Annotated in this window: 22 protein-coding genes and 1 pseudogene; 8 read left to right on the top strand and 15 right to left on the bottom strand. The window is 69.2% G+C overall.

Going from position 1 to position 25,659, the window contains the following annotated elements; genetic code table 11:
• Positions 1 to 274 precede the first annotated feature (274 nt).
• The 4 genes from ruvX to AVL48_RS31395 form a co-directional block, all read right to left on the bottom strand.
• Positions 275 to 703: a Holliday junction resolvase RuvX gene (gene ruvX, locus AVL48_RS31410; protein ID WP_244162683.1), complete on the bottom strand. Its 429-nt coding sequence runs from the start codon at positions 701 to 703 to the stop codon at positions 275 to 277.
• A 67-nt stretch (positions 704 to 770) separates the two neighbouring features.
• Positions 771 to 3,434 carry an alanine--tRNA ligase gene (alaS, locus tag AVL48_RS31405; protein ID WP_061990032.1) on the bottom strand — a complete coding sequence of 888 codons (2,664 nt, stop codon included), beginning with the start codon at positions 3,432 to 3,434 and terminating at the stop codon, positions 771 to 773.
• Positions 3,435 to 3,535: 101 nt separating this feature from the next.
• Positions 3,536 to 3,847 carry a hypothetical protein gene (locus AVL48_RS31400; protein ID WP_061990034.1) on the bottom strand — a complete coding sequence of 104 codons (312 nt, stop codon included), beginning with the start codon at positions 3,845 to 3,847 and terminating at the stop codon, positions 3,536 to 3,538.
• Positions 3,844 to 4,242: a DUF948 domain-containing protein gene (locus tag AVL48_RS31395; RefSeq protein ID WP_061990036.1), complete on the bottom strand. Its 399-nt coding sequence runs from the start codon at positions 4,240 to 4,242 to the stop codon at positions 3,844 to 3,846. Before AVL48_RS31395 ends, AVL48_RS31400 begins: the two co-directional genes overlap by 4 nt.
• 192 nt (positions 4,243 to 4,434) lie before the next feature.
• Here AVL48_RS31395 and AVL48_RS31390 point away from each other — a divergent pair, with 192 nt between their 5' ends.
• The 5 genes from AVL48_RS31390 to AVL48_RS40640 all read left to right on the top strand — a co-directional run bounded on the left by AVL48_RS31390 (position 4,435) and on the right by AVL48_RS40640 (position 11,057).
• Positions 4,435 to 6,498, top strand: coding sequence for a phosphocholine-specific phospholipase C (locus AVL48_RS31390; protein ID WP_061990038.1), 2,064 nt, complete (start codon positions 4,435 to 4,437; stop codon positions 6,496 to 6,498).
• 60 nt (positions 6,499 to 6,558) lie between these two features.
• Positions 6,559 to 7,245, top strand: a complete 687-nt coding sequence (locus AVL48_RS31385; protein WP_061990040.1) for a VOC family protein — start codon at positions 6,559 to 6,561, stop codon at positions 7,243 to 7,245.
• 10 nt (positions 7,246 to 7,255) lie between these two features.
• Positions 7,256 to 8,335 carry a hypothetical protein gene (locus AVL48_RS31380; RefSeq protein ID WP_244162684.1) on the top strand — a complete coding sequence of 360 codons (1,080 nt, stop codon included), beginning with the start codon at positions 7,256 to 7,258 and terminating at the stop codon, positions 8,333 to 8,335.
• Between the two features lie 125 nt (positions 8,336 to 8,460).
• A complete protein-coding gene (locus AVL48_RS31375; RefSeq protein WP_061990042.1) occupies positions 8,461 to 10,851 on the top strand; it encodes a chitinase C-terminal domain-containing protein in 2,391 nt (796 codons plus the stop codon).
• A gap of 71 nt (positions 10,852 to 10,922) precedes the next feature.
• Positions 10,923 to 11,057, top strand: coding sequence for a hypothetical protein (locus tag AVL48_RS40640; RefSeq protein ID WP_279626678.1), 135 nt, complete (start codon positions 10,923 to 10,925; stop codon positions 11,055 to 11,057).
• 482 nt (positions 11,058 to 11,539) lie between these two features.
• On the opposite strand, the gene AVL48_RS31370 is transcribed toward AVL48_RS40640, so the two are convergent.
• The 10 genes and pseudogenes from AVL48_RS31370 to AVL48_RS40635 form a co-directional block, all read right to left on the bottom strand.
• A complete protein-coding gene (locus tag AVL48_RS31370; protein ID WP_082857828.1) occupies positions 11,540 to 12,907 on the bottom strand; it encodes a replication-associated recombination protein A in 1,368 nt (455 codons plus the stop codon).
• A 43-nt stretch (positions 12,908 to 12,950) separates the two neighbouring features.
• Positions 12,951 to 13,807: pseudogene (locus tag AVL48_RS31365) on the bottom strand (SGNH/GDSL hydrolase family protein).
• Between the two features lie 77 nt (positions 13,808 to 13,884).
• A complete protein-coding gene (locus AVL48_RS31360) occupies positions 13,885 to 15,066 on the bottom strand; it encodes a hypothetical protein (protein WP_061988826.1) in 1,182 nt (393 codons plus the stop codon).
• A gap of 79 nt (positions 15,067 to 15,145) precedes the next feature.
• On the bottom strand, positions 15,146 to 16,087 hold the full coding sequence (locus AVL48_RS31355) for a DUF389 domain-containing protein (RefSeq protein WP_061988824.1): 942 nt from the start codon (positions 16,085 to 16,087) through the stop codon (positions 15,146 to 15,148).
• A complete protein-coding gene (gene aspS / locus AVL48_RS31350) occupies positions 16,087 to 17,859 on the bottom strand; it encodes an aspartate--tRNA ligase (RefSeq protein ID WP_061988822.1) in 1,773 nt (590 codons plus the stop codon). The genes AVL48_RS31355 and aspS overlap by 1 nt, the downstream gene beginning before the upstream one ends.
• Positions 17,860 to 17,960: 101 nt before the next feature.
• The gene (gene merB / locus AVL48_RS31345; protein ID WP_061988820.1) at positions 17,961 to 18,542 is read right to left on the bottom strand and encodes an organomercurial lyase; all 582 of its coding nucleotides are present in this window, start codon (positions 18,540 to 18,542) and stop codon (positions 17,961 to 17,963) included.
• 148 nt (positions 18,543 to 18,690) lie between these two features.
• The gene (locus AVL48_RS31340; protein ID WP_208616310.1) at positions 18,691 to 20,598 is read right to left on the bottom strand and encodes an intein-containing Rv2578c family radical SAM protein; all 1,908 of its coding nucleotides are present in this window, start codon (positions 20,596 to 20,598) and stop codon (positions 18,691 to 18,693) included.
• Positions 20,599 to 20,729: 131 nt separating this feature from the next.
• On the bottom strand, positions 20,730 to 21,677 hold the full coding sequence (locus tag AVL48_RS31335; protein ID WP_061988816.1) for a ferredoxin family protein: 948 nt from the start codon (positions 21,675 to 21,677) through the stop codon (positions 20,730 to 20,732).
• Positions 21,678 to 21,762: 85 nt separating this feature from the next.
• Positions 21,763 to 22,944 carry a cupin domain-containing protein gene (locus tag AVL48_RS31330; protein ID WP_061988814.1) on the bottom strand — a complete coding sequence of 394 codons (1,182 nt, stop codon included), beginning with the start codon at positions 22,942 to 22,944 and terminating at the stop codon, positions 21,763 to 21,765.
• The gene (locus AVL48_RS40635; RefSeq protein WP_005157133.1) at positions 22,945 to 23,076 is read right to left on the bottom strand and encodes a hypothetical protein; all 132 of its coding nucleotides are present in this window, start codon (positions 23,074 to 23,076) and stop codon (positions 22,945 to 22,947) included. It abuts the gene before it with no gap.
• A gap of 171 nt (positions 23,077 to 23,247) precedes the next feature.
• Here AVL48_RS40635 and crcB (AVL48_RS31325) point away from each other — a divergent pair, with 171 nt between their 5' ends.
• Together crcB (AVL48_RS31325) and crcB (AVL48_RS31320) are read left to right on the top strand one after the other, a co-directional pair.
• Positions 23,248 to 23,658: a fluoride efflux transporter CrcB gene (gene crcB / locus AVL48_RS31325; protein WP_061988813.1), complete on the top strand. Its 411-nt coding sequence runs from the start codon at positions 23,248 to 23,250 to the stop codon at positions 23,656 to 23,658.
• Entirely contained in the window at positions 23,655 to 24,029 is a 375-nt protein-coding gene (gene crcB / locus AVL48_RS31320; RefSeq protein ID WP_061988810.1) for a fluoride efflux transporter CrcB, read from the top strand. The genes crcB (AVL48_RS31325) and crcB (AVL48_RS31320) overlap by 4 nt, the downstream gene beginning before the upstream one ends.
• A gap of 1 nt (position 24,030) precedes the next feature.
• Here the strand turns inward: crcB (AVL48_RS31320) and AVL48_RS31315 are convergent, their stop codons facing one another.
• Entirely contained in the window at positions 24,031 to 24,456 is a 426-nt protein-coding gene (locus AVL48_RS31315; RefSeq protein ID WP_061988808.1) for a MarR family winged helix-turn-helix transcriptional regulator, read from the bottom strand.
• An 86-nt stretch (positions 24,457 to 24,542) separates the two neighbouring features.
• On the opposite strand from AVL48_RS31315, the gene AVL48_RS31310 reads away from it, so the two are divergent.
• Complete coding sequence (locus AVL48_RS31310; RefSeq protein ID WP_061988806.1) at positions 24,543 to 25,619, top strand: NAD(P)/FAD-dependent oxidoreductase; 1,077 nt, start codon at positions 24,543 to 24,545, stop codon at positions 25,617 to 25,619.
• Positions 25,620 to 25,659: the final 40 nt, after the last annotated feature.

The raw sequence follows: 25,659 nt of genomic DNA, 5'->3' as shown, positions 1-25,659 counted from the left end.
GTCCGCCTCGGCGGGACCGGACGCGGTACGCGGGGCGCGGGTGGCTCCTCGGCGGCGGCGCGGCGGACCCGCGGTGGCGGCTCCTCGGCGGTCCGGCGGCCGCGGGGTGCCGCGGGCGGGGCCTCGGGCATATCGCGGCGCACGTGCCCGGTCCGGGCGGGCGGCTGGGGTTCGGGCCTTCGACGGGGCGGGGCCGGCGGCTGGATGGCCTCCTCAGGCTCCCGCAACCGTCGTCTGCCGCCCTGACGGCGTTCGGGTCCGCCGTGGGGCTCGGTCATGTATCGCCCTTCCGTGCGCGATGTGCCGCTACCGCGTCGATCCACGCCTGCAGGATCTCGACCGCGGCCGCCTGATCGACGACGGCACGAAGCTTGCGTCCCTTCACCCCACGCTGCGACAGCATCCTGGATGCCGTCACCGTGGTCAACCGCTCGTCGGCCAGCCGCACCGGCACCGGAGCGATCCTCGCGGCGACCTTGTCGGCGTAGTCGAGCGCGGCCTCGGCAGCCGGGCCGTGCCGGTCCTTGAGCGTCCTCGGCAAGCCGACGACGACTTCGACCACGTCGTGTTCCGTGACGAGTTCGACGAGCTGGTCGACGTCCTTGTCGCCAGTCGCGTCGCGAGTGAGGGTAACGAGCGGGCTCGCGAGGATGGGGTCGGGATCGCTGAGCGCGATCCCGACCCGGACGGATCCGACATCCACGCCGAGTCGCCTGCCGCGCCCCGGATCGGACTCCCCAGGCCGATCCAGGCGCCGTCCGACGGCGTCGTCAGCCAACTTGGGCGACCGCCGCGCGCAGGGAGGCGATGGCCTGGTCCGCCCCGGCGGGGTTGGTGCCACCGCCCTGGGCCATGTCCGGCTTGCCACCGCCGCGGCCGCCGATCGCCTCGGCGAACGACGGGACGAGCTTGCCCGCCGCGACGCCCTTCTCCTGAGCCGTCTTGGTGGTCGCGACGACGAACGCGATCTTCTCGCCCTGCGGCGCGAAGAGCGCGACGATACCGGGACGGGCGCCGAGCCTGCCGCGGATGTCGGAGGCCAGCGCGCGCAGGCCGTTCGAGTCGACGCCCTCGCCGAGCTTCTCCGCGACGACCGCGATACCGCCGATGTCCTCGGCCTTGTCCGCGAGGGAACCGGCCGAGCCGAGCACCTGCTGCGTGCGCAGCTGCTCGATCTCCTTCTCCGCGTTCTTGAGCCGGGTGAGCACGTCGTCGATCCGCGAAGGCAGCTGGTCCGACGGCACCTTGAAGGTGCTCGCGAGCTGCGAGACCAGCAGCTGCTCCTTGCGGACGTACTTGAGCGCGTCCGAGCCGACCAGCGCCTCGACGCGGTGCACCCCGGAGCCGATGGACGAGTCGCCGACCAGCTTCACCAGGCCGAGCTGGCCGATGCGGTCGACGTGGGTGCCACCGCACAGCTCGCGGGAGTACTCGCCCATGTCGACGACGCGGACGTCGTTGCCGTACTTCTCGCCGAACAGCGCGACCGCGCCCAGTTCGAGGGCCTTGTCCTTCGTGGTGACGAAGGTGTCGACCTCGACGTTGGTCTGGAGGTAGTCGTTGACCTCCTCCTCGACCTCGGTCAGCACGTCGGCCGAGACCGACCCGGAGGTGGTGAAGTCGAACCGCATCCGGCCCGGCGAGTTGAGCGAACCGGCCTGGGCCGCGCGCTTGCCGTACGCGCCGCGCACGGCCGCGTGGACCAGGTGCGTCGCGGAGTGGGACCGCTCGATCGACAGACGGCGGTGCTGGTCGACCGAACCGGTCACCGCGCTGCCGATGCCGACCTCGCCGTCGAGCACCTCGACACGATGCACGAACAAGCCGGGCACGATCTTCTGCACGTCGTGGACCTTGAGTTCGACGCCCTCGCCGAGCAGCACGCCGGTGTCGGCGACCTGGCCACCGCTCTCGGCGTAGAACGGCGTGCGGTCCAGGACCAGCTCCGCCTTCTTGCCCGGGCCGACGCTGCGGACGGGGACGCCGTCCTCGAGCAGCGCGACCACCTTCGCGTCGGCCTGCAGGTCGCGGTAGCCGAGGAACTCGGTCTCGCCGTGCTGTTCGAGCACCTTGCGGTACTCGGACAGGTCGCCGTGGCCGGTCTTGCGCGACGCCGCGTCGGCCTTCGCCCGCTGCCGCTGCTCGTTCATGAGCGTGCGGAAGCCCTCTTCGTCGACGGTCAGCCCCTGCTCGGACGCCATCTCCAGGGTCAGGTCGATCGGGAAGCCGTAGGTGTCGTGCAGCTGGAACGCCTTGTCGCCGGCCAGTAGCGAGCCACCGGAGCGCTTGGTCTCCTCGGCCGCGAGGTCGAAGATGCGCGAACCGCTGGTGAGCGTGGAGAGGAAGGCCTCTTCTTCGACGCGCACGACGTCCTCGATCCGGTCGAAGCCGGAGAGCAGCTCGGGGTAGGTCGGGCCCATGGTGTCCCGGACGACCGCGGCGAAGGCGGGCAGCACGGGCTCGTGCACGCCGAGCAGGCGCGCGGAGCGGATGATGCGGCGCAGCAGGCGGCGCAGCACGTAGCCGCGGCCGTCGTTGCCGGGGGTGACGCCGTCGCCGATGAGCAGGACGCCGGTGCGGGCATGGTCGGCGATGACGCGGAAGCGGACGTCGTCGGTGTGGTCGGCGCCGTAGCGGCGGCCGGAGAACTCCTCGGCGCGGCCGATCACCGGGCGGACGAGGTCGGTCTCGTAGACGTTCTCGACACCCTGCAGGATCGTCGCCACGCGCTCGACACCCATGCCGGTGTCGATGTTCTTCTTCGGCAGCTCACCGATCGGCTTGTGGCCGTGCTTCGGGCTCTTGTCGCCCCGCACGTCCTGCATGAAGACGAGGTTCCAGATCTCGATGTAGCGGTCCTCGTCGGCGACCGGCCCGCCCTCGCGGCCGTAGGCGGGGCCGCGGTCGTAGTAGATCTCCGAGCACGGGCCGCCGGGACCGGGCACGCCCATGTCCCAGTAGTTGTCCTTGCCGTCACGCGACTGGATGCGCTCGCCGGGCAGGCCGGTGAGCTTCTTCCACAGCCCGGCCGCCTCGGCGTCGTCCTCGTAGACGGTCGCCCAGATCCGCGACGGGTCGAGACCGTAGCCGCCGTCACTCTGGGGCTTGGTGATCAGCTCCCACGCCGCCTCGATGGCGCCTTCCTTGAAGTAGTCGCCGAAGGAGAAGTTCCCGGCCATCTGGAAGAACGTGTTGTGCCGGGTGGTCTTGCCGACCTCGTCGATGTCCGGGGTCCGGACGCACTTCTGGACGCTGGTGGCACGCGGGTACGGCGGCGGGACCTCGCCGAGGAAGTACGGCTTGAACTGGACCATGCCCGCGTTGACGAACAGCAGGTTCGGGTCGTCGAGGATCAGCGGGGCGCTCGGGACACGGGTATGCCCCTTGTGCTCGAAATGGCTCAGAAAACGCTGGGTGATTTCGTGTGTTTCCACGGGTTCGTCCTTGGATGCGGGCTCGCGCGAAGGCGCGGGGATTCGAGGGCAGGCGGGAACGGCGGAGGGCTCGTGATCTTCCGGTCGCGGACGCGACCCGATCAGCCCTCCGCCCGGCGAGCTCGACGGGCCGGGCGCCGCGGCGACGCCGCGTGCCTGCCCGCAGGGCCGTCGACGGCCGTGCTCAAACCGGTGCGTTCGGACACCATGTCGTGCAGCTCCTGTTCCCGTTCGCTCATCCCGGCGCGGACCTCCGCGCCGAACGAACCGACGGCGCCCGCGAGTTCCCGCACGGCGTCGCCCAGGTTCGAGGCTAACCCCGCGGGCGTGGCCTGGCGAGCGGTTTCGGTCGCTTTACGTGACAGGGCTACGCCGGCGGCCACGCCGACGCCGAGCCAGAACAGGCGCTTCACTTGCGGCCCCGCTTCCGGGCCGGGCGTGCCGCCTTCGCCTCCGCCTTCTTGCGGCGGGCCTTGATGGCCTTGCTGAGGCCGTAGGACAACGCGGCGGTCTTCACCAGCGGACCGCCGAGCGTCGCGGTGAACACCGACGTCAGGGCGGACACGTTGCCGCTGACGGCCTGCGCGTTCGCGGTGATGCCGTCGACCCGCTCCAGCTGCGTGTTGACGTGCGTGATCGTCTCGTTCGCGCCGATCAGCAGCGGATCGGTGTTCTCATGCGCCTTGCGAATCGCGATCGTGGCCTCGTCCAGTGTCCGGCCGAGCTTGAACAGCACGATCGCCAGCAGCACGACGAGTACGACGAATGCTCCTGCGGCGATCAATGCGGCGATCTGCCCTGCCGACACGGGCCCTCCTCAAGGGTCTGCGGTCTTGGTGCCCGTGAGGTTACCGCCCCGCCAGCCGTTCGGCGGTGTCACCCCGCCGGACCGTCACTCAGCGCAGTGAAGCGGGCCGGGGAGCGTGGCGAACGATGTTCGCCGCGCACACGACCCATTCGGTTCTTATGCCGTTCACGTTGCTCGGCCAAGGTCGCGCGCATGCCTGAACTGTCACGCCGTACGTTGCTGGGTGCCACCGGCGCCGCGGCCGCCGCCACACTGTTGCCCCCGTCCGTGCACGCCGCCATGGCCGAGCCCATGCGCCGCGGCGGTCTCGACGCCGTCGAGCACGTCATCGTGCTCATGCAGGAGAACCGGTCGTTCGACCATTACTACGGCAGCCTGCGTGGTGTCCGCGGCTTCTCCGACGCCCGTCCGCTCGAACTGCCGTCGGGGAGATCGGTGTTCGAGCAGCCGAACCCCGCCGGCGGCACGGTGCTGCCGTTCTCGGTGCGGGAGGCGGCCGAACTCGCCGGCCGGAGCCCGGACGACATCCAGTACCTCGGTGACCTCGACCACAGCTGGAACGGCAGCGGCAAGGCGTGGGCGCGCGGCTGGAACAACGGCTGGATCGGGGCGAAGACCCCGGCCACGATGACGTACTACGAGCGCCGCGACATCGCGCTGCAGTACGAGCTCGCGGACACCTTCACCATCTGCGACGCCTACCACTGCTCGATCTTCGGCTCGACCAACCCGAACCGGAACTTCCTCTGGACCGGGACCACCGGCTTCGAACCGGGCAGCACCACGAATCGCGCGGTCACGAACGCGGCGTACTCCTACGACCACAAGGGCTACGACTGGACGACCTACCCCGAGCGCCTCGAAGCGGCCGGGGTGTCGTGGCGGATCTATCAGGAGTGGGACAACTTCACCGACAACGCCGTGGAGTACTTCGTCCCGTTCAAGAAGGTCGGCACGAAGATCCTCGCCAAGGTCGACGGGAAGTTCCGTACCACCGAGGAGTTCTACGACAACCTCCCCAAGAAGACCCCCGAGGAGCGCGCGAAGCTGCTGAAGCAGTTCGACGCCGGGGTCGCCGCGCTGACGCCGGCCGAGCGGAGCCTGTTCCAGAAGGCGATGTACCGCAGCGAGCCGGAGACGCTGGTGACCCGGCTGAAGGCCGACATCCAGGCGCGCAGGCTGCCCGCGGTGTCCTGGCTGGTGCCGTCGGCCGTCGACTCCGAGCACCCCGGCGCGTCCACGCCGGTCGGCAGCGCGAACCTGATCTACCGCGTGCTCGACGCCATCGCCTCCGACCGCGAAACGTGGTCGAAAACGGTGCTGCTGATCAACTTCGACGAGAACGACGGCTACTTCGACCACGTCCCGCCGCCGGTTCCGCCCGGCAACGCGGCCAACGACGCGGACCACTTCAACGGCCAGCCGCTCGGCTTCGGCCCGCGTGTCCCGATGACGGTCGTCTCGCCGTGGTCCATCGGCGGCCACGTCGACTCGACCGTCTACGACCACACCTCCGTGCTGCGGTTCCTGGAACGCTGGACCGGGATCGCCGAGCCGAACATCAGCGACTGGCGCCGGACCGTGGCCGGCGACCTCACCGGCGCCTTCGACTTCTCGCGGGCCGGACGCCGGCCGCGCGTCACCCGCCCTGGCCCGGTGCCCGCTCCGATCAGCCGCTGGCGCCCGTCCGCGCCGTCGAAGCAGGCCCTGCCGGTCGCGGAGCCCGGCGACCGCCCGGCACGTCCGCTGCCGTACCAGGTTTCGGTGTCCGGTGTCGTGAAGTCCGGTTCGCTCGCGCTGTCGCTGGCGAACAGCGGCTCGTCGTCGGCGCATTTCGCGCTGTACCCGTACAAGGGCGAATTCGCCGAGCCCGCGCACCGCGATGTCCTAGGCGAAGCCGCCGAAACCGTGCCACTGCCGGGGGACGAATACCGGGTCGTCGTCCAGGGGCCGAACCGGTCGTGGTGGGAACTGCGCGGGAACCGCCAGGGCGCGGCCGCGGGTGTCGACGTGCGGACGCGGTTCCTGACCTGGCGTTCGGGTGTCGAGTTCAAGCTGTCGAACTCGGGCTCGTCGGCGTTGACACTGCGGCTGACGTCGTCGCGCTTCACGCGCGTGGTGCGGGTCGGGGCCGGGCGTTCGGTCACGGTGGACTGGCCGGTCGCGAACGGCTGGTACGACGTGAAGGTCACCGCCGACGGGGACCCGGCGTTCCTGCGCACGTTGGCGGGGAAGGTGGAAAACCGGCGGCGTTGATCACTCGTGAGTGGTAATGATGGTCTGACCGTCATTACCACTCACGAGTTGGCCTCGCCGATGACCGCCACCCTGCACGCCGTTTGTATCGACGCGAACGACCCGGACCGCCTCACGCGGTTCTGGGCCGGAATCCTCGGCTGGGAAACGGACGGCACCGTGCTGGTGCCGACCGACGACACCGGTTTCCGGATCCGCTTCACCCATACGGGAGAAAAGAAGTCACGCAAGAACCACGCGCACTTCGACCTGACGAGTACCTCCGCCGAGGATCAACGGCGGACCGTGGCGAAGGCCATCGAACTCGGCGGTCGGCATGTCGACATCGGCCAGCGCCCCGAGGAAGAGCACGTGGTGCTCGCCGATCCCGAAGGCAACGAGTTCTGCGTCATCGAACCGGGCAACGATTTCCTGGCCGGCTGCGGCTTCGTCGGAGCGCTCGCGTGCGACGGTTCGCAGGAGGTCGGGTATTTCTGGAGCAAAGCGCTGGACTGGCCGCTGGTGTGGGACCGGGACCAGGAGACCGCGATCCGGTCCCCGCGCGGCGGCCCGAAGATCACCTGGGGCGGCCCGCCTTTCGATCCCAAGACCGCGAAAAGACGTGTGCGGTTCGCTGTGAGCGGTCTGCTTTCGGACGTCGATCGGCTCGTCTCGCTCGGCGCGACCCGGCTCGGCGCCGGGGAAGGGGGGCAGGTGGAAATGGCCGACCCCGACGGTAACGAGTTTTCTGTCGTGGTGCCCGGCTAACCTCCGCGCCATGGACATGAGAGCCGCGGCCGAAGCGCTGGTCGCCGGGGAACGCTTCAGCGTCTGGGACCTGGACAAGGCAGGGCCGGACGATTTTCCCGAACTACGCGAAATCCGGCGAACCGGGAGTCCGGCGCTGCGCAACGCGGCACGCGCTCTGCTGTTCGCTTTGGGTGGTCCGGAAGCACTCGGCGAGTACGACCTCGCGCTCTTCCGCCGCCTGATCCGGAGCAAGATCGACGGCGAAGTTCCCGTCGCGATGCGGGGTTGCGAGTTCTGGTACGCCATCCCGGCCACGGACCAAGCGGCGGTGCTCGACGCGTTCGGACTGTCCGATCCGGAACCGGTGACCATGGCACTGGGCACCGAGATCTGGAACCAGCACTACCTCGGTGCGGGACACCAGCGATGCGCCCGGGTCTACGTCAGCCCGGCCCTCGACGGGTGGACGCTCGTCTTCGGCGAGCCGTCGGAAGATCAGCACCCCGCGGGCATCACCGAGGAGAGCTCCTGGAGTACCGACCCGCGCGAGCACTATCAGGCCATGGTCGCGAACGAGAAGGTGCGGCGCGACGTGGTTCGCGACAGATGCGTCGCACTGAGCGACAGGTTCGGCGCGGCGCATCACTACTACCGCAGTCACGGTGATTCGATGACATCGTGGTGCATCGCCGAAAACGGCGCGCTGGTCCGGCTCTACGCCAATGCCGCGCCGGAGGAATCGGTCGGCGAACTCGCGGCGGAGAACGGCTACCTGCTCCCCCATGAAGACACCCCGTTGCCCGAGGGGTGGTCCGACGACATCCCGCACACCGAAAATCCCTTGGACTGGCAACGTGAATGGGTCCGGCGCTACCGGCGGCTCAAGGCGGAACTCGAGCTCCCGGACCACTGCGACGCGGACACGATCGCCGAAGCGCTTTCGGTGCACCCCGGCGAAATCGGCCCGCACACCCGTGTCGAAGGGCACGGGGTCATAGCACTCACGGGATGTGGCCGGGAGTATGGCCACCCGCGAACCTTGTTGACCGGATTGACCTATACCCCGGCACCCGAACCGCCCTCACTCCTCGACGAAGACCGGACCTGACGAAGCGCAGGTACGTCCGGCCGTACGGCACCGGATGGAAATTGGTCTACACCTATTGACGCGCGGCAGGTCAGCGGCTCAAGCTGCTGGGACCGAGGGCCATCTTCCACTGTCGGAGGTTCGGCGTGCCAAGGAGAACCAGGAAACTACTCCCCCTGCTGGCGTCGCTCATCGCGCTGGCCGGACTCATGATCGTCGTCATCACCCCGTCCACCTCGAGCGCGGCGGGCCACGAGGACTGCCGTCCCGACGGCCTCTACCGGACACCCGGCGTCGATACCCCCTACTGCACCGTCTACGACACGACCGGCCGGGAATCGCTGGGAGACGGGCATTCCCGTCGCGTGATCGGCTACTTCACCAGCTGGCGCACCGGGAAGAACGGCGCGCCGGCCTACCTGGTCAACAACATCCCGTGGTCGAAGGTCACCCACCTCAACTACGCGTTCGCCCACGTCGACGCGCAGAACAAGGTTTCGGTCGGTGCCCCGAGCCCCGCCAACGAGTCCATCGGCATGGAATGGCCGGGCGTCCCCGGCGCGGAGATGGATCCGTCGCTGCCCTACAAGGGGCATTTCAATCTGCTGAACAAGTACAAGAAGCAGAATCCGAACGTGAAGACGCTGATCTCGATCGGCGGCTGGGCCGAGACCGGCGGTTTCCTGAACCCGGACGGCACGCGCAACGCCTCGGGCGGATTCTACAAGATGACGCAGACCCAGGCGGGCATCGACGTGTTCGCGGATTCCGTCGTGCAGTTCCTGCGCACATACGGATTCAACGGCGCCGACATCGACTACGAGTACGCTACCTCGGCCAATTACGCCGGAAACCCCGACGACTATTGGATCGCACAGGCCAACCGCGGAACCCTGTGGGCCGGATACGAGAACCTGATGCGGACCCTGCGCGAGAAGCTCGACCGGGCCAGTGCCGCCGACGGCAAGCACTACCTGCTGACCGCGGCCGTGCCCGCGTCCGGCTGGCTGCTGCGCGGCCAGGAGGTCTACGGCGTCACGCGCTATCTCGACTACGCCAACATGATGAGCTACGACCTGCACGGCGCGTGGAACCAGTTCGCCGGGCCGAACGCCGCGCTCTACGACGCGGGGAACGACGCGGAACTCGCGCACTGGCAGGTGTACACGACACCGCAGTACGACGGACAGGGCTATCTCAACACCGACTGGGCCTATCACTATTTCCGGGGCGCCATGCAGGCCGGCCGGATCAACATCGGGGTCGGGTTCTACACCCGTGGCTGGCAAGGCGTGTCCGGCGGGACGAACGGCTTGTGGGGCAAGGCGCCCCTGCCGGATCAGAAACAATGTCCACCGGGCACCGGATCCCAGGTCGGCTCGACCGTGCCATGCGGTAACGGCGCCATCGGCATCGACAACCTCTGGCACGACCTCGGCCTGGCGGGCGGCGAGGTACCGGCGGGCGCGAACCCCATGTGGCACGCCAAGAACCTCGAGAACGAGATCACCCCGGATTACCTGGAGGCGTACGGGCTCACTCCCAAGACCGACCCGACGGACCGGATCTCGGGCACCTACAACCGGTTCTACGACAACACGATGGTGACGCCGTGGCTGTGGAACAACGACAAGAAGGTGTTCCTGTCCACCGAGGACGAAGCCTCGCTCGCCACGAAGGCCAAGTACGTGGCCGACAAGGGCATCGGCGGCATCATGATCTGGGAACTGGCGGGTGACTACGCGTTCGACAACGCCAAGGGCCAGTACTTCATGGGCGACACGCTGATCACGAAGATCAACGACGGCTTGCGCGGCGCGGCCCCTTACGGCAACACCAAGTCCTCGCGCGCGGCTCCCTCGTCGGTGCTCGACGTGAACGTCAACCTGACCGGGTTCGCGCTGGGCGACGCGAACTACCCGATCACCCCGCGGATGCGCGTGACCAACAATTCGACCACCACCATCCCCGGTGGCACGAAGATCGAGTTCGACTACGGCACGAGCGCGCCCGGCAGCATGTCCGATCAATCCGGCTTCGGCCTCGCCGTCACGAGCAAGGGCCACAGCGGGCCCAACGTCGGCGGTCTGAAAGGGGACTTCCAGCATGTCGCGGTGACCGTGCCGAGCTGGCAGACCATCGCGCCGGGGGCCACGGTCGAGATCCGGCTGAACTACTACATGCCGATCGCGTCACCGTCGAACTTCACCTTCACCTTCGGCGGGACGACGTACGCGATCACGTCGGACCACCCGCGTGGCGGTGGCGCCCCGCCGACGACGACCACGACACCCACCACCGGCACCACGACCCCCTCACCCACGACGACGACCAGTCCGACCACGACGACCCGGACGACCACCACCACCCCGACGACGACCACCTCGGTCCCGTCGGGCGCCTGGGCGCCGAACGTGGATTACGCCACCGGCGCCAAGGTGACCTACAACGGCGCGTCCTACGTCTGCCGCCAGGGCCATCGGTCCCTGCCAGGCTGGGAACCGCCGAACGTGCCCGCGCTCTGGGCATCCGCCTGACAGACCCCGACAGCGCGGTCAAGTACATGAAGGTCCCCTTCCTTGCGCCTAGCGCAAGGAAGGGGACCTTCATGTACTCCGGCTTGAAGTGGAGACCGGCGGCGCGGCGGACGGTGAACCGGTCGATCTCCGCGCCGTCGTCGCGCAGGGTCCGGACGGTCAACGTCGTCCGCCTGCCCTGCATGTGCGGTTTCGCGGGGTCGTGAGCGGCAATAAGGGTTACTGAGGGAAGGGCGAACGTGTCGGATCGACGAGAGCGTTAGTTGCCACTCAGGGTGAGGGGTGTGTGGATTTCCGGTCATCCAACGTCCCGAAATCCACCCAGTCGATACCCTCGGCCCTTGTCCTGCCCTCAAGGTAGAAGAAGAGGCCTTCGCCGACTGGCGACAATCATGAGACTCCCGGCAAGGCGCGGGTCAGCCAGTCTGAACCCACGCCGAGACACGCCCGTTTGTTTTATCGCTCAATAGACACTACTTGGGGCCCACGCATACCGCTCAAGTCGGCCACCAGCCCGCCCAAAGGCGTCCTTTGTGGACACTCTGCCATCGTCTCGGCTTCCGGTAGCAGTTCCGGATCCACGCCAGGACGCGCCATATCCGGCTTACCCCCCGATAACCCGAATCGCCACTCACAACCTCGGAACCTCCGGATGAAAGGCCCTTCATTGCGCCTGGCGCGCCGAACCTCAGCGCTCTCCCCGGATGGTCCGCCGCAGCTTCGGCACCCGCTCGTACAAGGTCCGCTCCGCTCCACGCTGGGTCGGCTCGTAGTAGTCCCGCCCGACCAGCTCGTCCGGCGGATACTGTTGCGGCAGAACACCTTCCGGCACATTGTGCGGGTACCGGTAGCCCTTCGCGTTCCCGAGTTTCTCCGCGCCCGCGTAATGCCCGTCGCGCAGATGCGGCGGTACCGTCCCGATCCGCCCGGACCGGACGTCGCTGAGCGCGGCGTCGATCCCGGTGATGACCGCGTTCGACTTCGGTGCCGTCGCCAGGTGCACGGTCGCCTGCGCCAGCGCGAGACGGCCTTCCGGCATCCCGATGAATTGCACCGCGTGCGCCGCGGCGACGGCCGATTGCAACGCCGTCGGGTCGGCCATGCCGATGTCCTCGCTCGCGTGCACCACCAGCCGCCGCGCCAGGAACCGCGGGTCCTCCCCCGCTTCGATCATCCGCGCCAGGTAGTGCAACGCCGCGTCCACATCGGACCCGCGGATCGATTTGATGAACGCGCTGATGACGTCGTAGTGCTGATCGCCGTCCCGGTCGTAGCGTACCGCCGCCTTGTCCACTGTGGACTCGACGATGGCGAGATCGATCGTCTTGGCCTCGGTCGCGCTCGCCGCGTCCGCGGCGGCCTCCAGCGCGGTCAACGCGCGCCGCGCGTCACCGGAGGCCAGCCGCACCAGATGCGCCCGCGCGTCTTCGGTCAACGTGAGTTCGCCGCCGAGGCCGCGTTCGTCGACCAGCGCGCGCTCGATCAACGCGACGATGTCGTCGTCGGTCAGCGGCCGCAGCTGCAGTACCAGCGATCGCGAGAGCAGCGGGGAAACCACCGAGAACGACGGGTTCTCCGTGGTGGCCGCCACCAGCAGGACCGTCCGGTCTTCGACGGCGCCGAGCAGGGCGTCCTGCTGCGTCTTGGAGAACCGATGGACCTCGTCGATGAAGAGCACCGTGTTCTCGGCGTTGTAGTTCCGGCGGCGCCGGGCCTCTTCGATGACCCCGCGCACCTCCTTCACCCCTGCCGAGAGCGCCGACATCGCCACGAACCGGCGCCCGGTCGCGGCCGACACGAGGTTCGCCAGCGTGGTCTTGCCGGTTCCCGGCGGGCCGTAGAGCAGCACGGAAGCCGGAGCCGCGCCCTCGACGAGCCGCCTCAGCGGCGCCCCCTCGCGCAGCAGGTGCTGCTGACCGACGACCTCACCGAGCGACCGCGGCCGCATCCGCACGGCCAGCGGCGCACCGGCCGGGACGGCGACCTCCCTCGGCTCGGCTTGCTCCGGAGGCGGCCCGAGGTCGGGGTTCACGGTGAAGAGTTCGTCCTGTGCCACGGTGTCGACGGTAGCCGTTGCCACCGACATTGTTCGCCACAGGTCAGCGCAGCCGCTCCCGGAACGCGTGCCACATGATGACGGCCGCGTACGGCACGAACTCGCGTCCGCGCCGCCACACCCACGGCACCCCCTTCAGCACCAGCCAGCCGACATGGCCGGCGGTGCTCGGTTCCACGCCTCCCGAGCAGGTCAGGCTGACCGGCCGCGGCACCGCGAACCCGGCCTCGGCGAGCCGTTCGGTGAATCCGGTCGCCAGCATCCGGTGCCCGAGTTCCGAGGGGTGCAGCCGGTCGACGCTCCACGCGGCGAGGTCGTAGGCGCCGGGCAGCAGTTCGAGGTCGAGACAAGGCACCCCCTCGCGCTCGACGGCCCCGGCGATGGCGGCGTTCAGTTCGGCCACCCGCTCGCTCAGCGCCCGCCGCAGTGACGGCGGGAGCCGGAACACCTTGCCGTGGTCGTGGTAGCGCACCGGCACCACGGTGGTGCCGACGGCGGCCAGCGAGCGGATCACCTCGGTGAGGTCCGCGGCGATCTTCCCGGCGTTGAAATCGGGCCGCAGCGTGTCGTTCATCCCCGCCACCACCAGCGCGACGTCCGGGCGATGCGCCACGGCCGCGGGAAGCTGCTTCGTCAGCACGCAGCTCATGCGGGCTCCGGTGAAGGAGGGGTTCAGGTAGCCGTCCGGATCGACGCCCAGCGCCTCGGCGACGAGCGGCCGACCCCGCGCCAGCCACCTCGGTTCGGCAACGGGTCACCCAGGCCCACGGCGGTGGAATCGCCGAGCACGACCAGTCTGCGAGCGGACCGGGGCACGCCGGTGACGGGAGGAAGAAGGGAGTGGTCGGGTTCGGGACTCGGAGTGACTTCGACACTGATCACGGTCACGGTAGCCACCATCGGCCACGCAGACTCACCGGCGGTGATGCCTGGGTAACGCGACGAGGACGCGCGAGCGAAAAGTCCGTGCGTGCGGGTTACCGGAACGCGGGGTAGAACGCGAGGTCCGCGTGCGGCCCCAGCCGGGCCCCGAGTGCCGCGGCCACCCGGGTGGCGTGCTCGGAGATGTCCGTCAGGCGGGCACGCAGCGAATGCTTGGCCAGCTCCCGCCACCAGGTCACCAGCGCGGCCTCCCGGCTGATGGGCGTCGCGTGCCTGCTCAGGTCGAGCTCCGGGAGGATCTCCCAGGTGAGGAACCACAACAGCAGCAGCTGACCGTCCATCAGGTGCTCGGCCAGCGCGTCCTCGTCGGCGAGGGAGGGCCAGACCGAGACGACCTCGGACCGCCAGGCGGCGATCATCGCCTCGCTCATCCCCGGCGGCAGGGCCAGCGCGTCCGCGCAGGACGCGAACGGCAGCCGCAGGTACGCCGCGTCGATCAGCGTGCTGCGCACGCGGCCGCGTTCGAAGTCGAGGAAACGCACTCCGTCGCTGGTCACGAGGTTGTTGTCCGGGCTGAGGTCGACCGGGCTGAACGCGCGAAAGGACGGCGAACCGGCCCGCTCGGCGACCTTCATCACCCGCCGTTGCACCGGCTCCGGCGTCTCGACGTCGAGCAGTTCCTCGAGCAGATCCGGCAGTTGCGCGCAGACCGCGGGCAGCGGCACGTCCTCGTGCTTCGCCGGGCCACCGAGACGGCGCAGCAGCGCGTTGAAATCGGCCTCGCGGCTCGCGGTGCTCGCGTGCAGCCTGCCCAGGGACCGGGCCCAGGACAGCAGCGCGCGTTCGGCGCCGCGCGCGTCACGGGCGTGGAGCTTGTCGTGCAGCGTCGGGACGCCGCCGAGATCCTCGAGCACCAGAACGCGATCGCGGCCGTCGTGTGCCAGCAGTTCCGGGCACATCCGGTCCTCGGGCGCGAGCGCGGTGAACAGCTGGTAGCTGACCGCCTCCTGCGCGAACGGATCGGGACGGCCGGGTTCGGGTGGATCGGGATAGTGCTTGATGACCAAGGTCCGCGGCAGCGCGAACGGTGACGTCGCCACCCGCGCCCGCACCACCGTCGCCGGACCACTGCCGGCGAGGTCCTCGGGGGCGACGAGGGTGATCGCGCTGCCGAATCGGCGTGAAAGAACCGACTCGCCGGCGGCGACCGCCGCCGCGACGGCCAAAGTTTCGGCTCCGACTGTCGAATCATCGGCAGAGGAGGTATCGACTGTCATTGCCACCGACCCTACTCGTGACTGAGCAACCATGACCACTGAGATCCGGGCAATCGCGCGCAGTGACGCGATCCGGGACTCATCCGCGTGAAAGCGGACGTTCCGTCACCCTCGATCGTTGCCCGCGACGGCGCAAGGTCAGCACAATGGCCGCAGCTGCAACGATTCCGATGAGATTGACCAGCAGTTGACCGGCCGAATAAAGACACCGGTCCCACTGACCGGCAACCGCGGCGACGACCGCGTACCCGGCCGCCGGGACGGTGGTCACCGAGATGAACACGCCGACCAGCGCGGCGGATTTGGCCGACGTCATGGAAAGCATCCCCGCCGCGCCGGCCAGCAGCGCGATGATGAGTGACGCGATTCCCACCTGGTAAACGAAGTCCGCTTCGTGGTTGTTCGCGAGCTTGTCCACCTCGAGCACACCGGTCACGTTTCCCACCACCACGACACCGAGTGTGACCACCATGGCGATCGGGAAGCCGCCGAGCAGCGCGACCCCGCCCTGCTTCACCAGGTCTCCCCGGCGCAGCACCAGCCCGACCGCGATCGCCGCCAACGGGCCGAATTCCGGCCCGACGACCATCGCGCCGACGATGGTGACCGACGAGTTGGTGATCACCCCGACCGCGGCCAGCAGGCACGCGATGGTCAGGAACGCCTGGAAGGTCCAGGTGAGCCGGGACTCCTCGCCGGTGCGGCCGACGAGTTCCTGCCACACCACCGCGTCCGCGCCCTCGCCCGGCGCGGCCTCCTCGGCCTTGTCCGCGGCGTCGGACACCGCGGTGTCCAGCGCTTCCAGTGTGATGCCACCGGTGTGGTCGAGGTCGAGTCCGCACAGCGATTCGATGATCTCGTCGGTCGCCTCGCGGGCGATGTCCGCCTCGATCAGGTCGCCCTCGGGTTCGACCGCCACCCCGTGATGCACCACGAGGTGCGCGGTCCCGGCGTGTGCCCGCAGGATCTTGACCGCTTCTTCGGTCCGGTCCGGCGGGCACACGGCCCTGAGATGGAGCATCAGTTCTTCGCGGGCGGCGCGGGCTTGGCGTCGATGCCCGCCTCCTTGCGCTGCTCCGGCGTGATGGGCGCCGGTGCGGCGGTCAGCGGGTCGAACCCGCCGCCGGTCTTCGGGAACGCGATCACGTCACGCAGCGATTCGGCCTTGGCCAGCAGCATGACGATCCGGTCCCAGCCGAAGGCGATACCGCCGTGCGGCGGCGGGCCGAAGGCGAAGGCGTCGAGCAGGAAGCCGAACTTCTCCTGCGCCTCCTCTTCGGTCAGGCCCATCAGCTCGAAGACCTGCTTCTGCAGTTCCTGCTGGTGGATACGGATCGAGCCGCCGCCGATCTCGTTGCCGTTGCAGACGATGTCGTAGGCGTAGGCCAGCGCGCCGCCGGGGTCGTCGGCGAGCTTGCCGATCCACTCCGGGGTCGGCGAGGTGAAGGCGTGGTGCAGGGCCTTCCACTTGCCGCTGCCGACGGCGACGTCGTCGGATTCCTCGGCGGAGATGAACATCGGGAAGTCGACGACCCACACGAACGACCAGGCGTTCTCGTCGATCAGGCCGAGGCGGTTGCCGATCTCCAGCCGCGTGGCGCCGAGCAGCGAACGCGCGTCGGCGGGCTTGCCCGCGGCGAAGAAGACGCAGTCACCGGGCTTGGCACCGGCGGCTTCGGCGACGGTCTCGCGCTCCTTCTCCGACAGGTTCTTCGCGACCGGCCCGCCGAGCGTGCCGTCCTCGTTCACCAGGATGTAGGCGAGGCCGCGGTGACCGCGCTGCTTGGCGAAGTCCTGCCAGGCGTCGAGGGTGCGGCGCGGCTGGTCGGCCCCGCCCGCCATCACGACGGCGCCGACGTACGGCGCCTGGAACACGCGGAACGGGGTGTCGGCGAAGAACGCCGTCATGTCGGTGAGCTGGAGGTCGAAACGCAGGTCCGGCTTGTCCGAACCGTACTTCTCCATCGCCTCGGCGTAGGTGATGCGCTGGAACGGCCGGGGGATCTCGGCGCCGACCAGCTTCCACAGCGCCGCCACGATGTCCTCGCCGAGCGCGATGACGTCGTCCTGCTCGACGAAGCTCATCTCGATGTCGAGCTGGGTGAACTCCGGCTGGCGGTCGGCACGGAAGTCCTCGTCCCGGTAGCAGCGCGCGATCTGGTAGTACCGCTCGAGCCCGCCGACCATGAGCAGCTGCTTGAACAGCTGCGGGGACTGCGGGAGCGCGTACCAGGAGCCGGGCTTGAGGCGGGCCGGGACCAGGAAGTCGCGGGCGCCCTCGGGGGTGGAGCGCGTCATGGTCGGGGTCTCGACCTCGACGAAGTCCTGCGCGTGCAGGACCTCGCGAGCGGCCCGGTTGACCTCGCTGCGCAGCCGCATCGCCGCGGCGGGACCGCTGCGGCGCAGGTCGAGGTAGCGGTGCTTGAGGCGGACCTCCTCGCCGACGTCGACCCGGTCGTCGATCGGGAACGGCAGCACGGCGGCCTCGGACAGCACCTCGAGTTCGGTGGCCAGCACCTCGATCTCACCGGTGGGGATCTCGGTGTTGGCGTTGCCCTCGGGGCGCTTCGACACCTCACCGGTGATACGGACGCAGTACTCGGAGCGCAGCTGGTGCGCGCGCTCGGCCATCTCGCCCTCGCGGAAGACGACCTGGCTCACGCCGCTGGCGTCACGAAGATCGATGAAGATGACGCCGCCGTGATCGCGCCGCCGAGCCACCCATCCGGTGAGGGTGACCGTCTGACCGGCGTGCTCGGCACGCAAGGTGCCGGCTTTGTGGGTGCGAAGCACTGCGGGTGCTCTCCTTCGGCATCACGTTTCTGCGATTCGACGGCTTTTCGCCGACGTCAAAGGCTAACGAATCGCCCCTGATGCCTCGCGACCAGGTGTTCTCAGATCGTCGGCCAGGACTCCAGCGCGGCGACCATCCGCCGCGTATGCGCCAGATAGTCGGGCACGGACAGGACCCGGCCGTCGATGTTCTCCAGCAACCAGCCCGCGGCCGCCTCCTTCGAGGCGAAGAACTGCGTGCAGACCAGCGCCTCGACGTAGTCCGGACCGAGGGTGAGGTCGATTCCGGGCAGTCTCGACGCGGCGACGACGGCGTGCGGCGGATCGACGCTCAGCACCCTGTCACGCGTGAAGTGCACGCGCACGCGCGCGCCCGTCGCCGGGCAGGTCGCGTCCGCGTGCACGGGTTCGCCCGTGGCGATGGCCAGCAGGAACAGGTCGACGCGGTAGCGATCCGAACCCGCGCGATCCGCCGTGCCGGGACGCGAGCCGCGGTCCATGATGACCAGGCCGTCGCGGATGTCGAAGCCCATCAGCTCCATCAGCCGGTGTGCCTCACCGGGATCGAAGCCGACGGTCGCGGCGAGTCTGCCGATGGCGATGGGGTGCCTGCCCGCCCTGGTCAGCTTGGTCGCGGCCCAGGCGATGCGAACAGCGGCGGTGCGATCCGTCCGGGTGGTCAACAGGCACCTCCTCGCCTTCCTCCCTCCGAGATTAAGCACGAAACGGTCTTCCGCCAAGCGACTGAGCCGAACGGCCGAATCCGTTGCTGCGTAAGAAGTTCCCCAAGGGGGATCGAGAGTCGTCCGCCGCGGGCCATCGGCGGTCGCCTCACAGCAGTTTCAGTTGCTCCACCTCCGGGACGGCGGCCTCCGCGGCGCGCTGCACGGGCACCGTCACCGGACCGCGTTCGTCGTCGTCCGCGCGGGAACCGAAGCCGTGACGGCGCAGCAACGGGCCGACCCGCGTCCCCAGCCGCTCCCGATAGGACTTCGGGAGATAAGCACCGCGCGCGTACAGCTCGCGGTATTTCGGCACCAGCTCCGGATGTTCCCGGCCCAGCCAGCGCGCGAACCATTCCCGCGCGCCCGGCCGCAGATGCAACGGGAGGACGGTGACCCGGGTGGCGCCGGCGTCGGCCAGCCGTGTGAACAAGGCGTCGAGCGCCTCCACCGAGTCGGTCAGGTAGGGCAGCACGGGGGCGACCAGCACCGAACACGGGAGCCCGGCGTCCCGCGCCTTGCGGATCAGGTCGAGCCGGGCCCGAGGGCTCGGCGTCCCCGGTTCGAGGCGGTGTTGCAGCTCCTCGTCCAGCAGCGCGAGCGAGATCGCCAGCCCGGTGGGCACCTCCTTCGACACCGATTCCAGCAAGGGCAGATCCCTGGCCAGCACGGTCCCCTTGGTCAGGATGGACAGTGGCGTGCCCGAGTCCGCGAGTGCGGTGATGATGCGCGGCATCAGCCGGTACCGGCCTTCGGCACGCTGATAGGGATCGGTGTTGGTGCCCATGGCGACGTGCTCGCGTGTCCAGCTCGGCCGCCGTAGCTGCGCGGCCAGCACTTCGGGCGCGTTGACCTTCACGATCACCTGGGTGTCGAAATCGCGTCCGGCGTCGAGATCCAGGTACGTGTGGGTGTTCCGGGCGAAGCAGTTGTGCGTGACCATGCCGTCGGCGATGAAGTCGCCGGTGCCGGTGGTGATGTCGAACAGCGGGAGCTCGATGCCGAGTGCCTCGATGGACGCGACCTTCCGCCTGGTCCGGCCGATCGCGAGGCCGTCGAGCGACCGTTTCCAGCCGACCGCGGGATCGGTGAGGTGGAAGAACCGCATCTCCTCCGACGGCCCGCCGAGCAGCTGCACCGTCCACAACGGACGGAACTTGACGTTTTCGGACTTCACGTAACGGAAACCGAAGTTGCCGAGAGCGGCACAGAAGGTCGAGACGATGTCCTGTTCGTCGTGGGTGACCCGCAGCGCGCCGTGCCGGTATCCACCGGCGAGGTCGAACAACCCGGCCAGGAAGCCGCGCTGCCAATGGGAATCCGGCGACGGCGGCACCTGGACGAAACCGACCGACGCCCCGAAATCGGGGAGATACTTGAGCGCGCGGTCGGCGGCGTCCTTTTCGGCCGAGAAACCGCCGGACCGCAGCATCCCGCAGAGGTACCCGGCGCGGTATCCGATGGTGTCGTCCGGGGTGCGGGCGAGCTTCCCGACCCCGACGAGTTCGGTGCCCCCGATCAGATGCGGCCGCTGCGCCGCGCCCCACCGGGTGCCCGTGACGTGCTTCCACCCGCGTCCGGTGAGGAACCGGTGGTCGCCACTGGCCACGATGGACGTGCCGTCGTCGAGGGTCAGGCGGTAGGCCGGTTTGAGTGTCGACCAGTGCGCGAGGACGGTCGTCGGCACCAGCCGGCGTCCCGCGCCGCGTCCGCGTGTCCCGTAGATCTCGTCGCCGGGCGCCAGTTCCGCCAACGGTTTCGTGCGGCCGTCGGCCATCAGGACCGGCGTTCCGCCTTCGAGGCAGTACGTACACGCGTGGGAGCAGCCGCGGTAGGGGTTGACCGTCCAGCCGAACGGCACACCCGAGCCCTCCGGCACCTTGTTCAGCACGGATTTGGCGTGCACCTCGTGGAAGGTGACGCCGTCGAATTCGGGTGCGCGCACCGGCCGCCCCAGCCCGCCCATTCCGGGCAGGACCGGCTCGCCGCCGTCCGCCCGCTGTCGATCCCATCGCACCCGGCCAGTCGAACACACGTTCTAGACGGGTGTCAAACAGGTGTTCGAACGAGGGTGATCTTTCCCGCGTTTAGTCCTCTGAACGCGGTACTTGCACACGCAACTACCGCATTTAGAGGACTAAACGCGGGTCAGAGTTGCGCGATGTTCTCCGTGACGTACCCGGCGGGCTGGACGAGCCCGGCGCACCGGCTCTCCCCGCGCGGTGGCGCCGACCGGCGGCGCACCGTCACCGAGTAGAAGTCGTCACCGCCGCGCACGGTGACCACTCGCGCGTCGGATTCGGGCAGTGGCTCCTCCCGGACGGCGACCACGTCGTCCAAACCGGACAGACTCGTCTGCCGCCGGATCGCGATCTCCGCGAACTGCGACCACGCCGTGGGCGCGGACGTCCGGCCGCGCAGCTGCTCCGGTTCGACCTGCCCGCGCAGCGCGGACTTGGCGACCAGCGCCGCTTCGGCCGGATTGAGCTGGCCGTGCAGGAAACCGTCGGGTACCACGAGGAGGTTGCCCGCCCAGCGGTCGCCGCCGACGTGACTGACCTCCCAGGCCCGGCCGGGGTGGTTGGTGTCGAGCGTTGAGGCCAGCGGGCGGCCGAGCACGGCGCAGCACATGTCCTTGGTGCCGTGCGTGCAGACCAGGAACAGCGGCCCGCGCACCCGTGTGCCGAGGCCGCCGGCGCCGTCCGCGACCGCTTGAAGGTCCAGTTCGGCCAGTTCGCTCAGGTCGCGGATCTCCAGCCGCTCCAGCCAGCGGTTGCCTGGTTCCCCGCCGCCGACGTACACCGAACGAGGGCGCTCCGGATCGCGCTGGTGCTTGCCGGGACGGCGGATCAGCAGCGGACGGAGGCCGTGCGAGCGTCTCAAGTTCTCGAGCAGCTCACGCCGCTCGGCGGGGAATGCCTCGTCGAGGAGCTTTTCCAGCGCGTCCGCCGTCCACGGGCCCGGCTGCTCGATCAGCAGCCAGCAGCGCATGTCGGCGGCGGTGCCGGCGGGGCTCGCGCCGAGCATGCGCGCGACGGTCGCGCAGCCCGGCAAAGCGGCGGGCGGCGCTGCGGTGTCCGAGAGCTGAGCGGTCATCGGCTGACCTCTCCGGACTTGACCTTAGGCATGCCTTAGCTTACCCCGCCGACCCACCCTTCACACTTCTCGTCCCTTGTGACTTTCAACCGACCGAGAGGAGCCCCTGCGCCGTGAGCTCTCCGAGGAAGGCACGCACGGTCCCCCGATCGAGTTCCGACAGTTCGGCGAGTCGTTTGACCGCCTGAGGAGTGCCGTCGAGCAATGCCTTCAGCACCGGGGCGGCGGCGACGGCGAAGACGAACCGTTTACCGTCCGCCAGCAGCGTCACCCGGCCGTCGCCTTCTTCGAGGACCGCCCTCGGGACGAGGAACCGGACCTCCGTCTCGTCGCCGTCGGGCAGCAGGCCGGCGGTCGCCGCCCAGGGCAGCCCCACTCGCGGATGCGCCGGGGCCGACGCGTCGCGGTCGGCGAGGAACCGGCCGACGACGCCCTCGGTCAGCGCGGCTTCCAGTTCTTCGCGCAGTGCGGCGGCGCGGGCGGCCCGGTCCTCCGCCGTCCCGAACCTCGGGAGGTCCTGGCGGAACACGGTGCTCGCCCGCAGTTTGTCGGCGAGCCAGGAGACCAGATCGATCCCGGTCGCCGGGCTGAAACCGAGCGTGAGATGCAGCGACATCTCCCCCACCGCGGTGACGTCGTGCCAGTGCCCGCGCGGGACATAGAGGACGTCGCCGTCTTCGAGGATGAAGTCGTCGATCGGCTCGCCGGGCCGCTCCGGCTGTTCGACGTCGCGGTGCAGCGGGGCGGGCCTGGTCGGACCGTGCATCCGCCAGCGTTTGCGGCCGGCGACCTGGATGATGAACGCGTCGTGATCGTCCCAGTGCACGTCGAAGCCGTGGGTGACGCCCCAGCCGGCGTACAGGTTGACCTGCACACTCTCGCGGAGGTCGTGTTCGAGACGCCTGGCGAGGTCACCGATCGGGTCGCTGAGTTCCTGGATGGCGTCGAGCACCATCGTCGCGCCGCCGCGGAGCTGCTCGGTGAACGGAGCGGCCCGCAGGCGGGGGACGGTGCCACTGCGGCGGGTGGGGACGAGATCGGTGTAGCTCTCCATGGGGACCGGCGTCCCGTCGAGCGCCAGGCGCAGCCGCGGGAACTCCAGGCGGTGCTGCCGGAGGATCGCGTTCAGCGCCGGCCACGGCAGCAGGTCGGCGAACCGGCCCGCGCGGCCTTCGAAACGGCGGTAGGTCTGGCCCTGGACTTCGTGGAAGAACTGGCTGACCCCGAGCGGAGCCACGAGGTCAGCCAGCGTCGGCGTTTCGGGCACTCAGCCGTCGTTGCCGTCGTTGTCCGCGGCGGCGCCGTTGGCCTTCCCGCGATCCACCGCCGTCGGGATCTTCTCCACCTCCAGCAGCAAACCGCTGTCGGGAGCCTGCGTACCTGACTGTTCCTGTGCCATCCTGCCACCTTCGCTTAGCCGAGCGGACGGACCGAAAATCGGTCTGGAGCGCCGCCAAGCCTACGACACGTCAGGCGAAAAATCACCGCTCAGCAGGGAAAAACGGTCTTGCGAGCGATCTTCGACACCGTGGCGCCGGTTCACCCGGACAGCGGTTCTAAGCTCCCATCCATGGCTGATCCGGCATCCGTCCCGCGCCCGCGCTGGGACGTGCTCGTGGCCATCGGCGCGGGTGGCGCGCTGGGCAGCCTGACGCGCTACGGCCTGTCGGTCGCGCTCCCCCATTCCCGGGGTCAATTCGCGCTTTCGACCTTCGCCATCAACGTTTCCGGCTGCCTGCTGATCGGCGTCCTGATGGCACTGCTGACCGCGACGGCCGCCCCGCGCCGGCTGCTGCGCCCGTTCCTCGGAGTCGGGATCCTGGGCGGTTACACCACGTTTTCGACCTACGCGACGGAAACACTCGATCTTGTGACGACCGGGCATCCGTTCACCGGGTTGGCCTACGCACTCGGTACCGTGGCCGCCGCACTGATCGCGGTCTACGCCGGGCACGCAATCACCCGTGCGGTGGTGAAATGACCGTTCTTTTCGTCGCGCTCGGTGGTGGCGCCGGCGCGATCCTGCGTTACCTGACCGATCTGCGGACGCGAGCGTGGCTGGGCGGCGCGTTCCCGTGGGGCACACTGGCGGTCAACGTCGCGGGCTCGGCGGTCCTCGGCTTCCTCACCGGCTGGGCGCTGCACGGTGGCCAGCCGGATACGGTCCGCTCGCTACTGGCCGTCGGGTTCTGCGGCGGGCTCACGACATTCTCGACCTTCGGGTACGAAACGCTGCGCCTGTTCACCGCGACGGCGCGGCTGCGCGCCGTCCTGAACGTCGGCGTCACCGTGGTCGCCGGGATCGGCGCCGCGACGGCCGGACTGGCGCTGGCCACCGCCCTCTGGCACTGAGTCAGCCTTCGGGCGCCATCCGCCACGCGGCCGCGGCGACCGCTTCACGCTGGTCGACCGGCAGCTCGGAAGCCATCTCCTCCAGCTTCTCCACGACGCCTTCGTGCGCGGCGTTCGCGAGCCGGAGGCCCTCCTCGGTCAGCGTGATCTTCAGCGCGCGGCGGTCGCCGGCGTCCGCGACCCGCTCGACGAGAGCGCGCCGCTGCACCCGGTCCACCAGGCCGGTGACGCTGGACTTCTCCAGATTCAGCATTCGGCCGAGTTCGGTCATCCCGACGCCCTTCTCCCCCTGCGCCAGCACACAGAGCAGCTGCGCCTGCTGCGGGGTGAGGTCGTGCGAGCGGCCGACGTCGATGAACGCCCGCTGCACCAGATGCGAGAGGCGGACCAGCGCTGTCGCGAATCCGAGGTCTTCGGCCGTGCTCATGCCCGAAGCCTACTTGACGATCGTTCGGAGTACGAACTACTGTAGTTCGCAGTACCAACATTCCGCACTACGAACTAGGGGAGCTCATGACCACGACCGTGGCCGTCATCGGCGGGGGATACGGCGGAATCACCGTCGCCAAGGAACTGGACTCGTGCACCGACGTCGTCCTCGTCGAGCCGCGCGAGGACTTCGTCCACCACGTCGCCGCGCTGCGCGGGCTCGTCGATCCCGAGTGGACGGACCGGCTCTTCTACTCCTATGACCGGCTCCTCGAACGCGGACGGGTGATCCGCGACCGCGCGGTGAGCGTGGACCAGCGCGGCATCACGCTCGCGTCGGGCGAACGGCTCACCCCGGACTACATCGTGCTGGCGACCGGTTCGGCGTACCCGTTCCCGGCGAAGATCGATTTCCGGGACAGCGCTTCGGCGAAGGCGAAAATCCATGCCACGCGGGAAGAACTCGCGGGCGCGGAGAAGGTCCTGCTGCTCGGCGCGGGGCCGGTGGGACTCGAACTGGCCGGCGAGATCAAGGCGGTCTGGCCGGAGAAGGCCGTGACGATCGTCGACCCGGCCGAGGAGATCCTGCCGGGCTTCCCGGCCGACTTCCGCGCCGAAATCCGCCGTCAGCTCGACGAACTGGGCGTCGAACTCCTGCTCGGCACTTCGCTGACCGAGTCACCGGTCTCGGAACCCGGACAGGCCAAGACGTTCACCGCCGCGCTGACCACCGGCGGCGAGGTGACCGCCGACCTGTGGTTCCAGTGCTTCGGAGGCGCGCCGCACACGGCGTACCTCGACGGCGACCTCGCCGCCGCCCGGCAGGCGAACGGACAGGTGGCCGTGACCGCCGACCTGCGACTTCCCGGACAGGAACGGGTGTTCGCGCTCGGCGACATCACCGCGCTGCCCGAGGGGAAACTGGCGAAGGTGGCCGGTGACCACGCGGAGGTCGTGGTCGCCAACATCCGGGCGCTGGTCGAGGGCGGCGAGCTGCGGACCCACACGCCCGGCGGGCCGATGATCTCGCTGCCGCTCGGTCCTGCCGGTGGCGCGACCTACGCGGAGGAGGTGGGGATCCTGGACGCGGCGACGACCTCGGAGATCAAGGGTTCGCACATGATGGCTTCGCGGTACGAGGAGCTTTTCAAGGTCGCCTGAGTATCCCCGCGCGCGCTATGAAAGGACCTTTCCTTGCGAA

It is taken from the genome of Amycolatopsis regifaucium (genome assembly GCF_001613935.1).
Classification (GTDB): domain Bacteria; phylum Actinomycetota; class Actinomycetes; order Mycobacteriales; family Pseudonocardiaceae; genus Amycolatopsis; species Amycolatopsis regifaucium.
Note: the sequence above shows the minus strand (reverse complement) of the source record. Positions and strands in the feature narration are given on the sequence as shown.